Source organism: uncultured Tateyamaria sp. (genome assembly GCF_947496075.1).
GTDB lineage: Bacteria > Pseudomonadota > Alphaproteobacteria > Rhodobacterales > Rhodobacteraceae > Tateyamaria.
The window spans coordinates 77,936-90,420 of record NZ_CANMBJ010000001.1; the positions used below are offsets into that span (position 1 = coordinate 77,936).

At 58.6% G+C, this 12,485-nt stretch carries 10 protein-coding genes; 2 read left to right on the plus strand and 8 right to left on the minus strand.

The window, feature by feature from the left end; translation table 11 throughout:
- Positions 1 to 19 precede the first annotated feature (19 nt).
- The 8 genes from Q1A51_RS00385 to purC form a co-directional block, all read right to left on the minus strand.
- Entirely contained in the window at positions 20 to 2,773 is a 2,754-nt protein-coding gene (locus Q1A51_RS00385; RefSeq protein ID WP_299605632.1) for a ribonuclease E/G, read from the minus strand.
- A 507-nt stretch (positions 2,774 to 3,280) separates the two neighbouring features.
- Positions 3,281 to 4,087 (minus strand): endonuclease/exonuclease/phosphatase family protein, encoded by an 807-nt coding sequence (locus Q1A51_RS00390; RefSeq protein WP_299605635.1) that lies wholly within the window; start codon positions 4,085 to 4,087, stop codon positions 3,281 to 3,283.
- A gap of 108 nt (positions 4,088 to 4,195) precedes the next feature.
- The gene (locus tag Q1A51_RS00395) at positions 4,196 to 4,864 is read right to left on the minus strand and encodes an HAD family phosphatase (RefSeq protein WP_366869738.1); all 669 of its coding nucleotides are present in this window, start codon (positions 4,862 to 4,864) and stop codon (positions 4,196 to 4,198) included.
- 113 nt (positions 4,865 to 4,977) lie between these two features.
- The gene (locus tag Q1A51_RS00400) at positions 4,978 to 6,312 is read right to left on the minus strand and encodes a sigma-54 dependent transcriptional regulator (protein ID WP_299206848.1); all 1,335 of its coding nucleotides are present in this window, start codon (positions 6,310 to 6,312) and stop codon (positions 4,978 to 4,980) included.
- Between the two features lie 6 nt (positions 6,313 to 6,318).
- The gene (locus Q1A51_RS00405) at positions 6,319 to 8,100 is read right to left on the minus strand and encodes an ATP-binding protein (RefSeq protein ID WP_299605638.1); all 1,782 of its coding nucleotides are present in this window, start codon (positions 8,098 to 8,100) and stop codon (positions 6,319 to 6,321) included.
- Between the two features lie 37 nt (positions 8,101 to 8,137).
- Positions 8,138 to 8,806, minus strand: a complete 669-nt coding sequence (gene purQ, locus Q1A51_RS00410) for a phosphoribosylformylglycinamidine synthase subunit PurQ (protein WP_299605640.1) — start codon at positions 8,804 to 8,806, stop codon at positions 8,138 to 8,140.
- 109 nt (positions 8,807 to 8,915) lie between these two features.
- Positions 8,916 to 9,146 (minus strand): phosphoribosylformylglycinamidine synthase subunit PurS, encoded by a 231-nt coding sequence (gene purS, locus Q1A51_RS00415; RefSeq protein WP_299206854.1) that lies wholly within the window; start codon positions 9,144 to 9,146, stop codon positions 8,916 to 8,918.
- An 11-nt stretch (positions 9,147 to 9,157) separates the two neighbouring features.
- Positions 9,158 to 9,919, minus strand: coding sequence for a phosphoribosylaminoimidazolesuccinocarboxamide synthase (gene purC, locus Q1A51_RS00420; protein ID WP_299206856.1), 762 nt, complete (start codon positions 9,917 to 9,919; stop codon positions 9,158 to 9,160).
- 151 nt (positions 9,920 to 10,070) lie between these two features.
- On the opposite strand from purC, the gene Q1A51_RS00425 reads away from it, so the two are divergent.
- Positions 10,071 to 10,388, plus strand: coding sequence for a DUF1476 domain-containing protein (locus tag Q1A51_RS00425; RefSeq protein ID WP_299605644.1), 318 nt, complete (start codon positions 10,071 to 10,073; stop codon positions 10,386 to 10,388).
- A 162-nt stretch (positions 10,389 to 10,550) separates the two neighbouring features.
- Positions 10,551 to 12,449: a phosphatidylglycerol lysyltransferase domain-containing protein gene (locus Q1A51_RS00430; protein ID WP_299605646.1), complete on the plus strand. Its 1,899-nt coding sequence runs from the start codon at positions 10,551 to 10,553 to the stop codon at positions 12,447 to 12,449.
- Positions 12,450 to 12,485 lie beyond the last annotated feature (36 nt).

Here is a 12,485-nt window from a genome sequence, read left to right on the forward strand (position 1 = left end):
CGCTGGCACGCCCCTTTGTTTACTTACCAAGCGACCACCAGCCGCGTTTTTTCGGCTTGGGTGGGTCGTCCGGAACAGATGCTGGTGCTTCGGCCACGGCTTCTGGCACCTTCACTTCTTCTGCCTGCACTGGTTTCGACACCGGTTCAGACGCAGGCGCATCATCGGCTTTCACCGTCTTGGACTTCGTGCTGCGCGACCGTGTAGAGCGCGTCGAGGTTTTCTTGGGTGCTTCTGTCGCCTCTTCAACTGGCACCTCAGGTGCTTCGACCTCAGGTTTCACCTCAGCCGGTTCAGTTTCAGCGTTCTCCGCCTCTGTTGCCGCAGCCTTTGCGGCGTCCGCTTTGGCCTTGGTGGACGAACGAGACCGAGACGACCGGCTTCGCGTGGTCTTCTTCGCCGGTTTTTCCGCCTGCTCCGTGGCCTCGTCTTGCTTCGGCTCCTCGGCAGTTGGTGCTTCGTCGGAAAGTGGTGCCGCTTCGTCAGACGCCGCTTCATTGGCCTCTGATGTTTCACCTTCTACCTGATCAGCCACCGTCTCCGTGCCGGACGACTTGCTGCGGCTCCGGCTGCGACGCCGACGACGACGACGTTTGGGCTTTGGTTCACCGTCCTCGCCTGTGGATGTCTCTGGAACGACCTCCGACAAGGCATCTTCGTCCTCGTCTATCTGGTCCATGATCGATGTATCGACGGACACCACGGGCGCCTCAACCGCGTTCACAACGCGAGTTGCGGTCTTGAATTTCTCGAGCGAGAAGTCGGGGCTCACCAGATGCGGGTCACCTTCAATCCGGACAGAAAGACCATAGCGGCCCTCAATCTGCGCGATATGCTCGCGCTTCTGGTTCATCAGGAAATTTGCGATGCCAACAGGCGCATTGATCAACACCTCGCGTGAGCGGCGGCGCGTCCCTTCCTCCTCAATCTGGCGCAGAATGGACAGGGCCAGATTATCATCCGACCGGATAAGGCCCGTGCCATGACACGCCTGACAGGGTTGCGTCGTTGCCTCGATCATGCCGGGGCGCAGACGCTGACGGCTCATTTCCATCAGGCCAAAGCCGGAAATCCGACCCACCTGAATGCGGGCGCGGTCGGTCTTCAGGCGATCCTTCATGCGCTTTTCAACGGCGGAGTTGTTCTTACGCTCGTCCATGTCGATGAAGTCGATGACGATCAGACCGGCAAGGTCACGAAGACGCAACTGGCGCGCCACTTCGTCAGCAGCCTCCAGATTGGTCTTGAGCGCGGTTTCTTCGATCGATCCTTCCTTGGTCGCCCGGCCGGAGTTCACGTCGATGGCCACAAGCGCCTCGGTGACGCCGATCACGATGTAGCCGCCCGACTTCAGCTGAACGGTCGGATTGAACATGCCACCCAGATAAGTCTCGACCTGGTAGCGCGCGAACAGCGGCAGGCTGTCCTGGTACTGTTTCACGTTCTTGGCGTGGGACGGCATGATCATTTTCATGAAGTCCTTGGCGATGCGATAGCCGCGCTCGCCCTCGACAAACACCTCATCAATCTCGCGGTTATAGAGATCGCGGATCGACCGTTTGATCAGATCGCCCTCTTCATAGATTTTCGCGGGCGCGATGGACTTGAGGGTCAGCTCGCGGATCTGCTCCCACAAGCGTTGCAGGTACTCATAGTCACGTTTGATCTCGGCCTTGGTGCGCTTGGCCCCTGCTGTCCGAACGATCAGACCGGCACCCTGCGGCACCTCGATCTCGTTTGCGATTTCCTTCAGCTTCTTGCGGTCGGCAGCATTGGTGATCTTGCGGGAAATACCACCGCCACGGGCGGTATTGGGCATCAGGACACAATAGCGTCCAGCCAGCGAAAGGTAGGTGGTCAGGGCAGCACCCTTGTTGCCGCGTTCTTCCTTGACCACCTGCACCAGCAGGATCTGACGAACCTTGATGACTTCCTGAATCTTGTAGCGGCGCGGCCTGGGTTTGCGCGGCGGACGAATGTCTTCGCTGTCGTCCTCATCCGCGACAGATTCGATGCTGTCATCCTTGGATGTTGCATCCGCCCCCTTCGCTTTGACGTCATCGTCCTCAACGGCATCGGCAGTCGGAGCATCGTGCTCTGCTTCATCAGCCTCATCCGTATCTACAGCTTTTTCAGCTTCATCGGCTGCCGAGGTTTCAGATGCAGAGGTTTCATCCTCCGCTGCTGGTTCAACCTTCTCTGCGGTATCATCAGCCTCGGAAATCTCTTCGCCCGCTTCCGGCGTATCAACAGGCGTATCCTTGACCGTTTCCATTGGGGAAGAGGCCTCTCCCTCTGGAACGGCTACATCCGTTTCAGCATCAGCGCCTGTATCGAGGTCGATGGTCTCCATTCCCTCAATCTCGGTCGATACCTTGGCGTCCGTATCAGCGGCTTTTGACGCTTTGGACTTCGACCGCGACGACCGCTTTCGCGTCGGCTTGGGTTTATCCTCTTCGTCATCGCGCGCCTTCAACGCCTCGGCATAGGCGCGCTCTTCCTCCATCAACGCCTCGCGGTCAGCGACTGGGATCTGGTAGTAATCCGGGTGGATTTCCGAGAACGCAAGGAACCCATGGCGATTGCCGCCATAGTCCACAAACGCCGCCTGAAGCGACGGTTCGACCCGTGTTACCTTTGCGAGATAGATGTTGCCAGCAAGCTGGCGTTTGTTTTCGGATTCAAAATCGAACTCCTCGACCTTGTTTCCGTCGACCACCACAACGCGGGTTTCTTCCGCGTGGGTGGCATCGATAAGCATTTTCTTTGGCATGAAATTCCATTGCGCGCCCGCAATCGTCTGGCGCCTGGCGGCGCAAGCGTGTTGGGGGCGTGTCTTGTCTGAGCGAATATGGACGCGCTGCAGATCAGGCCGGAGGGGCCTTCTGCCGGGAACTGTACTGTCCTCACGCGCGTCATCGCGGTTCTTCTCCGACACGGTGCTTTACTGCATCGTGTCCGTTCATAAGCTGCGCCAGACCTTGGTCCGCGTCAGCAATCCTTGGCCATTGCTGGCCCAATCGGTCTGTGGACCGCGGCAGGGTGTCCTGTCCGTTCCGTCCAACAGCGAAACTCAAACGAAGCGACGCACACAGGCGGCTTTGCTTCGTCCCTTTAGATAAGAGTAAGGTGGGGTAAATGACAATGGGCAATCGCCCGAACCGGCAAATGACGCATCTTCCCGTTCCCTCCCGGTACGAAAAAGTGCGCGCAACCTCTCTAGATGACGCGCGTGTCTCGCAGTTGACACCAACCGATCCAGGCAAAAACCAGCGCTCGTTCAGGTTACCAAGATCAAGGGGCGGTGGTCCGATACTTCGGGTTGATCCGGCACATCAAAGGCGCTTTTGGCCATTAAGTCATTGGACACCAACATGTAGTCGGCAAAGCGTTGGCTCTTTGTATAAAGCGTCGTGCGGGTATCCATGATGCGGTGATGGGCAATCAAGTCATGCAGGCCGTTCTGTGCAAATTGCGCAAAACTGGCACTGTCTGGTAAGAGGTTGAAATCCCCCGCGAGTACCGCCGGGATGTCTTGCTGCCAGAGCGAGCGAAAGAGAGCTATCGCGCGTTCGGTCTGCCGTGTACGGGCCGCCGTGTCGCCTTTGCCCGACGGGTCTCGCAATCCATGGAAATGGCCAACGCAAAGCGACTGACCTGTGCCGGGGTCCTGCACCCGTACCACCTGCATCGCGCGTGGCACGGGTTCTGCGCCCCAGCCATCTGGGCGAAACGTGCCATGGACAAAACCCTGCGCGAATTGTGTAACCGCCAAGTTCCGCCGAACCCACAAGCCCAAGCCATGCTCAGAGTGGACGGCAACGCCTTTGTCATCCATTAAAACACCGCGCGTCGCCGCCGCAAAAAAAGATTGGTGGTCTGGAAGCAGCGCGGAAATGTCACCGAACAGGTCCGACCGTTGTGCTAGATCGCGGTAGGGATCGACATAGCGTAACCATTCAGGGCTTTGTATCGGGGCGCGTGTGACCTCCTGCAGGCACAAAACATCAATATCGAGACTGGCAATCCATGGTGCAAGCGCATCCCAGACCTGCCCACCCCAGGCATTTAGACTGACAATCTTCATCGTCGCATGACCCCACCAATGACCCCCTGCTCACGTCGGCACCGTCTCACCGGTGGCGGGGACAGGCAAGTATGCTTCGCGGATCAACGTCAGAGTGCCCTGACCAGGCTAGAGATGAATTCCAAATCCGCCGACTTCTTCGATAGCCGCCCACAAATCGGGCGCAACCCGTTGGCCAAGCGAGGGTAAGGGCGTGTCAACAGGACGCAAGTCCGGCACCTGTACAGCGATGCAACCGGCGCGCACAGCCGCTGTAATCCCGCTGTCGCTGTCCTCGAAAGCCGCACAGCGTGTGGGGTCCACGGCAAGGGCTGTCGCCGCCTGGAGATACGGGGCCGGATCCGGCTTGCGTGCTGGCACCTCGTTGCCGCCTACGACCGCCTCGAAATGTCGCAAAAGCCCGGCTTTATCCAGATGCTGGCGTGCAGTGTCACCATTGGTCGAGGTTACAACGGCCATCCTGGCCCCCTGCCCGGCCAACCGCTCGAGGCTGTCACGCACCGTCGGACGCAAGGGCACGGTCTGCGCCACCCGGCGGGACACCTCAGCATGCCAGGCCACATTAAACCCGGCCAAATCGAATTCCGGGCCCAGAAACGATTCCAGCCGCTGCCGCGCAGCGTCGCCCGAAACCCCGACCAATGTTAGAAAATGCGCATCAACGGCCTGAGCGGCGAACCCATGTGGCACCAGAATATCCCTTGCCACCGCGCCGTAGACCCGCTCGCTGTCCAAAATCAGCCCATCCATGTCAAAAAGGAAAGCATCCGGCATCATCACTGCAATCTCCCAACACCAATGCCGCACTCATGCCACGCCCGCATACGAAACAAAATGACCGCCGAGTTCCCCGGCGGTCACTTGTTTCAACAGGCTGTCACGTAAGGTGATCAGAGATAGTCAGAACGCTGCAAGCCGTATTTGGCCATCTTCTCGTTCAGAGTCCGACGCGGCAGGCACAACTCTTCCATGACGCTGGCGATGGACCCCTTGTGACGACGCATCGTATTGTCGATCAGCATGCGTTCGAAAGCCTCGACATATTCTTTCAAAGGCTTGCCTTCTGTGGTCATCACAGGCTGCATTTCCTCGTGATCGTTCATCAGCAAGGACGCAATGGACCCAGTGCCGCGACGGGCCTGCAACACGGCACGCTCCGCAATATTGATCAGCTGCCGTACATTGCCAGGCCACGGGGCCTGCAACAGTTGCGCAGCTTCTTGGGCCGACACCTTGGGTGCCTCACAGCCATATTCATCGGCAAATTGATCACTCAGCCGGGTGAACAGGGTCAGAATGTCCTCGCCCCGCTGGCGCAGCGGGGGCACAGTGATCTTCAGGGCCGCCAGACGGTAATAAAGGTCAGGGCGCAGCGCGTCCTCACAGGTCCGGCCGGCTTCCTGCATGTTGCAGATGCCCACGATACGGGTCTCTGCCGGTGTGCCTTGCTCGTTGATGATCGACAACAGTCGGGCCTGAAGCGCCTCACTCAGGGCTTCGATATCCTCAAGAACAAGGGTCCCGCCACGGGCCTCCTCGATCGCGGGCAAGGCACTGTCCTCCGGCAACATGGGACCGAACAGACGCTTGGCCAGCGCCTCCTCTTCCCAAGCCGAGCAGCTGACCAATACGAATTTCTTGCCTGCACGGCTCCCGACAGCATGCAGTGCATGGGCGACCAGCGTCTTGCCTGTGCCAGTTTCGCCGTCAATCAGCACGTGACCGTCGGCCTGCCCCAGATCCAGAATATCCTCGCGCAGACGCTCCATCACAGGCGACTGGCCGATCAGCTTTTTCATCAACTGGCCGCCATCGCTCAACTCGCGACGCAGCGCACGGTTATCCATAGTGAGACGGCGGGCGCCCGTAGCGCGCTTTGCAAGCTCACTCATGCGATCAGGGTTAAAGGGCTTTTCGAGGAAATCGAACGCACCCACCCGCATCGCTTCAACGGCCATGGGCACATCGCCGTGGCCTGTAATCATGATGACCGGCAACGCACTGTCATTACCCATCAACTTCTTCAGAAATTGCATCCCGTCCATTCCGGGCATTTTGATGTCTGAAATCACGATGCCAGGATATTCCGGCCCCAGCACCTTGAGAGCATCTTCGGCGCTCGCAAAGGTTTCGGTGTCGTAGCCTGACAAGGCCAGCCATTGGCTGATGGATTGACGCATGTCCTGCTCGTCATCGACGATGGCAATTTTCATGGCTTGTGTCATTGTGGCTTACTCCGCCGCTCTGATCTTGTTGTCTTCACCCCCCGAACCCTCGTCATCGAGAATCGGAAGCTGCATTTCAAAGACGGCACCGCCCGCTTGTCCGTTGCGTGCAACCAACCGTCCGCCTAAATCGTTTACAATGCCGGAAGAGATAGCAAGGCCCAACCCTACGCCATCGCCCGGCTGCTTGGTGGTGTAGAAAGGTTCGAACAGGCTGTCCAAATCCTCGATACCCGGTCCGTTGTCACGCACGGTCAGTGTCGCCGTCTCACCCGCCGACAGGATAATATCAACCTGTGGCTCCCGTTCCGACTTGGTGGCGTCTATGGCATTTCGCAATAGGTTCACCATCACCTGTTCGATCCGCATCCGGTCGCCAAGAACTTCTATCGGTTCCGGGGGAACAACGCGGTTGATCAGAACCCGGCGCTGCCGCAGCTGCGGCTCCATCATCGACAGGCTGGACGCCAGCGCATCGCCCATATTTACAGGGCTTAGCGCGTCCTGACCTTTGCGTGCATAGGATTTGAGCTGGCGGGTGATCGCGCCCATCCGCTCAATCAGATCATCGATGCGACCAAAACCGACCAACGCCTCATCCGGGCGGTTTCTGCGCAGCAGCAGACGTGCACCGGCCAGATAGGTTTTCATTGCTGCCAGCGGCTGGTTCAACTCGTGACTGACCGCTGCCGACATCTCACCCAATGCAGCGAGTTTCGACGACTGCTCAAGGGTTTGTTCGGCCTGCGCGAGGTCTTCCTGAACCCGTTTTCGCTCGGCGATTTCTCGCTGCAACTGCACATTCAGGTGGCGAAGCTCTGCCGACTCCCGTGCGAACAACGCCAGCCGCAAAGCTGACCTGCGGCTCATTGCATAAAATGCGAGCGCTAGAAGAATGGCGAATCCCATAATCTCAAGCGCGAGAACTCCGTTTACGCGCTCACGAACACTAGCATAGGTGGTAAAAGACGTCATTCGCCAGCCACGAAACGGAATGCGTGCCTCAAGCCGCATCACGCCTTCGCCCTGCAAGTAGGCATCGGGCGGCAGCGCGGTCCAATCTGCCGTAGCGCGAATGGCGCGCTCGATCGCACTCTGTGGAGTTTGGCGCGCCAGTGCATCCTCTTCCGTGCGTCCACGCCACCGCGGCTCCGTGCTTAAGATGATCTGACCAGCGCTGTCGGTGACCAATACAGCAGCCGATATACCGGCCCAAGCCCGTTCGAACTTTTGCAAATCCACCTCGACGGCGATCACGCCCAGAACATCGCCCCCCGCCGTCACACGGCGAGAATACGTAAAGTCGAAGCCGCCTGCCTCACGTTCAGTAAGCGTAAAAATGGTGCCGCTCGCTCGCAGCGCATTAATGAAAAAGGGTTCAGTTCGGTGATTGGAACCAAGGCGATTGCGGTCCGTCGCAGCGACAGTCCTCCCGTCACGGTCCAGCAGATATAGATTGGCCGCGCCAATCTCTTCCACAAAGGAAATCAGGCGTTGCGTAGATTGCTGATAATCTTGACTGTTCAGCGCCCCAATCAGAGTTGGGTCGCGCGCCAGAAGCTGTGGAACAATCTGGCTCTGACGCAGTTCGCTTAGCAGGTTACCAGAGTACAGTGCGAGCCTGAGCTCTGCCCTGTTTCGCGTGGTTTCGGTAAACCGATCTGTCAGTAGCCGGTTTGTGAAAAAGACTGTTGTGACCGCTGCAACGGTCAAAAGGACAAGCGCAGCTCGAACACGCCAACTTGTGGCGGATGTGCGGGGCGCAGGGGATCGATCAGCAGCTGGCATAAAGAGGAACCTACGGCGTCGATGGTTCCGGCTCAAGTCACGCGGACGTCAATTGCCCCACCACTGCGCGAAAGAGCGCCTGTCCATCGGTCCCACCATGGCCTGAGTCCGCCGCCCGCTCTGGATGGGGCATCATGCCAAGGACGCGGCGGTTCTCAGACAGAATACCCGCAATGTCATGGCGCGATCCGTTCGGGTTGTCGGTATAGCGGAACGCAATGCGATCATCGCCCTCAAGTGCATTCAACGTGCTGTCGTCTGCAAAGTAGTTTCCGTCATGATGCGCAATGGGAATGTCGATTACATCGCCAGCATTGTAGCCTTCGGTAAACGCCGATTGCGACGTCTCAACTTCAAGGCCAACCGTTTTGCAGATGTACTTGAGCCCGGCATTGCGCAGCAGCGCACCTGGCAGGATTCCGGTCTCGGTCAGGACCTGAAAACCATTACATACGCCAAACACATATCCGCCCTGCTCTGCATGCGCCTTAACGGCTTTGCAGATCGGTGAATTGGCCGCGATGGCACCACACCGCAAGTAGTCGCCAAAGGAAAAGCCGCCCGGTACACCCACCATGTCGACGCCTGCAGGAAGCTCGGTGTCTTTGTGCCAAACCATTTCAACATCCGCACCCGCATTGCGAAAGGCGACGGCGAGATCTCGATCACAGTTCGATCCGGGGAAAACAACAACGGCAGCTTTCACGTTATGCGCTCCTTTGTATTCAGGTTTTGACAGCTACTGAGGAAAAGATTCCAATAAAGCTTGGCCAGCGAGCTAATGTACTAAATCGGTTTATAATGCCGCGGGTGGCTCAGCTCATCTCTACCCGATAGCTTTCGATCACCGTATTAGCCAACAGCTTCTCGCACATGGCCGTCACGTCTGCTTCATTGGTGCCATCCGCCAGGTCGAGTTCGATCACCTTGCCCTGGCGCACCCCATTCACCCCATCAAAGCCCAATGCACCAAGTGCGTGACGCACTGCTTCGCCTTGTGGGTCCAGAACACCGTTCTTCAACATCACATGCACGGTCGCTTTCATGTTCGTCTCTTTCAGTTGATAAGGGTCGGTTTCGAAATGGGTGCCGCGTTCTTGGGCATCACACCCAGACGTCGGGCCACCTCGGTATAGGCATCGGTCAGGTTGCCGAGATCACGACGGAACACGTCTTTGTCCAGCTTCTGGCCTGTCTCAATGTCCCACAAGCGGCAGCTGTCCGGGCTGATCTCGTCCGCAACGATCAGGCGCATGAAGTCCCCGTCATAGACGCGGCCAATCTCGATCTTGAAATCAACAAGGCGGATACCGACCGCCAACATGACACCGCTCAGGAAATCGTTGACCCGCAAGGCAAGGGACAGGATGTCGTCCATGTCCTGTTGGCTGGCCCATCCAAATGCGGCGATATGCTCTTCGGTCACCAGCGGGTCGCCCAGCTTGTCATCCTTGTAGCAATATTCGACGATCGGGCGTGGCAACTGCGTGCCCTCCTCGATCCCAAGCCGTTCGCTCATGGTGCCCGCTGCATAGTTGCGCACGATCACTTCAAGCGGCACGATCTCGCAGGCGCGAACCAACTGTTCACGCATGTTCAGACGCTTGAGGAAGTGCGTTGGCACCCCGATCTGGCCGAGGCCAGTCATGAAGAATTCGCTGAGGCGGTTGTTCAGAACACCCTTGCCTTCGATCACGTCTTTCTTCTGGGCGTTGAAGGCGGTGGCGTCATCCTTGAAGTATTGAACGATCGTGCCGGGCTCGGGGCCTTCGTACAGAACCTTGGCCTTGCCTTCGTAGATCTTTTTGCGTCGCGCCATGGGCGTCCTTTCGCGTGTGCAGGGGTGATGAGTCTCCCTGCCGATGGGCACCTCATAAGCAATCGACCCAAATGCCGCAAGCAATGGGGTTGCGCGGCGTGCCTTGGCCTGCATATCTGGAGGAAAGACAAGCCAGAAAGGGGGGTGACCAATGAGCACCTTTGACGAGCGCGAAAGCGCTTTTGAAAACAAATTCGCCCACGACGCGGAAATGCAGTTCAAGGCGGACGCCCGCCGTAACAAGCTGCTGGGCCTTTGGGCCGCCGACCTGATGGGCAAGACCGGCGACGCCGCCGAAGAATATGCACGTGAAGTTGTGAAATCCGACTTCGAAGAAGCGGGGCACGAGGACGTCTACCGCAAGGTGGCGGGTGATCTTGGCGCCAAGGCGGATGAGGCCACAATCCGCGCCAAGATGGCTGAACTGATGGCGGAGGCGAAAGCTCAGTTGATGAGTGAACTAGAGTAGTATCATTGGCTTGAAGCTTAAAATTGATGTGAAACGAAGCGCGCGCCTTTACCGGTGCGCGCTTTTTGATTTGCATTGTCACCAGTTGCCTCACCTCCGTTAAGAAATGGCACACTCTTGCCCGCTAGCCCTTGATTGGGGACTGCGGGAAAGGGTCGGTACATGCACAGAATTCAGGCGTTGGCGGTGGTGCGCACCGCCCTTCGGGTCGGCATGCCGATGATGATCCTTGTGGCATGTGTCATGCTTCTGGCGCGCCAAATCCCGATGGACGTGGTGGCCAGTCTGCCACAACAGCTGGCCGACATCTCGATCTTACAATGGGGTCTGGCCGCTGTTCTGACCCTTGGAAGCTTTTTCGCCGTCGCCCAATATGACGTGCAGGCACATCGGACTCTTGGCACCGGTGTACCCGAAGGCCAAGCACGGATCACCGGGGCTGTCGGAATCGCCATTGGTCAAACGGTCGGTTTTGGCTTGGTGTCGGGTGCTCTGGCGCGGTGGCGCATGCTGCCGGGGATGAGTGTGACGCAGGCGTTGAAACTGTCCACGCTGGTGTCACTAACCTTCGTCGTGGCCTGGGCCAGCGTGACAGGGCTGGTCAGCGCCGTTTTGCCAGCCCCCGCATGGACGATCCCCTTGTCTGTCGGCGCCATTGCCCTGCTGCCCGCCTGTGCCGCATTGCTATTCTGGTGCCCGACCTTGCGCATTGGGCGCCAAACGATTCCAATGCCCAGCCTGCGCATCGCCGGTTCGATCCTGATCTGGGCGCTAGTCGACATGGCCCTGGCGGCGGCGGCGCTTTGGGTGCTGCTGCCCTCCGGCACAATGGCCTTTGAGGTGCTGTTGCCGCTGTTCATGGTCGCCCTTGGCTGTGGACTGATGTCGAACACACCCGGCGGCGTCGGTCCCTTCGAATTGATCCTCGTGTCGGCGTTGCCCGCCGGTGCCGGGTTCGAGGCGGGTGTTCTGGCAGCCATCCTTGCGTTTCGCATCGTCTATTATGCCGCCCCGGCCTGTCTGGCCATCCTCGCCATGTTGCGGCCCCTGCCCGCCGTGACCAAGTGGCACCAAGCTGTGCCGCCGTGGCAAGCATTGCCACGCAGCGAAGCGCAGGCCCTGCGCCAGAACGGTGGTCAGGTCGATCCGGCAACATCCGGCAGCAGCGCACCGATCTGGCCCACATCGCAAACCCGCACTCTGTTTACGGACCCGCAGGGCCGCGCTGACACCTCTGTATTGACTTGGTTGCACTGTACCGCGCGGGCACATGGGCGCATTCCGTTGCTGTACAAATCCGGGCAGCGGCTGGCCCAAGTGGCGCGTCGCGGCGGTTGGGCCGTACTGCACATTGCCGATGATGCCATTATCGATTTGGCGCACTACGATATCGACACCCCCCTACGCCGAAGATTGCGCCGTAAGCTGCGGGCTGCGCAAAAGGCCGGGATCACCTTGCGATCGGATACCCCTTTGCAACCGCAATCAGCAGCCAATGTCGATGCAGAGTGGCAAGCCCAATGCGGATCCGCGCGCGGCGGAAGTATGGGACGGTATTGCCCGAATTATATTTCGCAGCAATGGGTTGTCAGCGCATATTCAGATAATGAACTCGTTGGGTTCGCCACATTTCATCATAGCCAATCGGACTGGTGCCTGGACATCATGCGTCACGGCGCAGACACACCCGATGGTACGATGCATGCCCTTGTTCATCAGGCCCTAATGGATGCAAAGGCAATGGGGTGCACGCGCGTCAGCCTTGCATCGGTCACTGCCTGCCCAGACCTGAGCCGCCCAATGTGGCGTTGGGCGGCTCAGGTGGCTGTCCGTCATGCCGGAGGCACGGGGTTGCGCCAATTCAAATCCGCATTTGCCCCGCGCTGGGTTCCCCGATATGCTGCCGCTCCAACCTGGGCTGGCCTGGTGCTGGGCTTGGCCGATATCGCCCGTACCGTGCACGCCCCTGATCCGCTGCCGAACCGCATGCCAGAAGCAAATGCAAACGTAGCTCATCATGAAGATGAGAATTATGAACTGGCCTCACGTTCGGCGGCATGACATGTGATCGAAACTCTTCGCGCGAAAGGTTTCCCC

Excerpts from the sequence above, each read along its gene's own strand:
- purS (WP_299206854.1), bottom strand. The coding sequence starts at position 9,146 with ATGAAAGCGACCGTGCATGTGATGTTGAAGAACGGTGTTCTGGACCCA.
- purC (WP_299206856.1), bottom strand. The coding sequence starts at position 9,919 with ATGGCGCGACGCAAAAAGATCTACGAAGGCAAGGCCAAGGTTCTGTAC.
- Q1A51_RS00400 (WP_299206848.1), bottom strand. The coding sequence starts at position 6,312 with ATGACACAAGCCATGAAAATTGCCATCGTCGATGACGAGCAGGACATG.
- Q1A51_RS00425 (WP_299605644.1), top strand. The coding sequence starts at position 10,071 with ATGAGCACCTTTGACGAGCGCGAAAGCGCTTTTGAAAACAAATTCGCC.
- Q1A51_RS00430 (WP_299605646.1), top strand. The coding sequence starts at position 10,551 with ATGCACAGAATTCAGGCGTTGGCGGTGGTGCGCACCGCCCTTCGGGTC.
- Q1A51_RS00395 (WP_366869738.1), bottom strand. The coding sequence starts at position 4,864 with ATGATGCCGGATGCTTTCCTTTTTGACATGGATGGGCTGATTTTGGAC.
- Q1A51_RS00390 (WP_299605635.1), bottom strand. The coding sequence starts at position 4,087 with ATGAAGATTGTCAGTCTAAATGCCTGGGGTGGGCAGGTCTGGGATGCG.
- Q1A51_RS00385 (WP_299605632.1), bottom strand. The coding sequence starts at position 2,773 with ATGCCAAAGAAAATGCTTATCGATGCCACCCACGCGGAAGAAACCCGC.
- Q1A51_RS00405 (WP_299605638.1), bottom strand. The coding sequence starts at position 8,100 with ATGCCAGCTGCTGATCGATCCCCTGCGCCCCGCACATCCGCCACAAGT.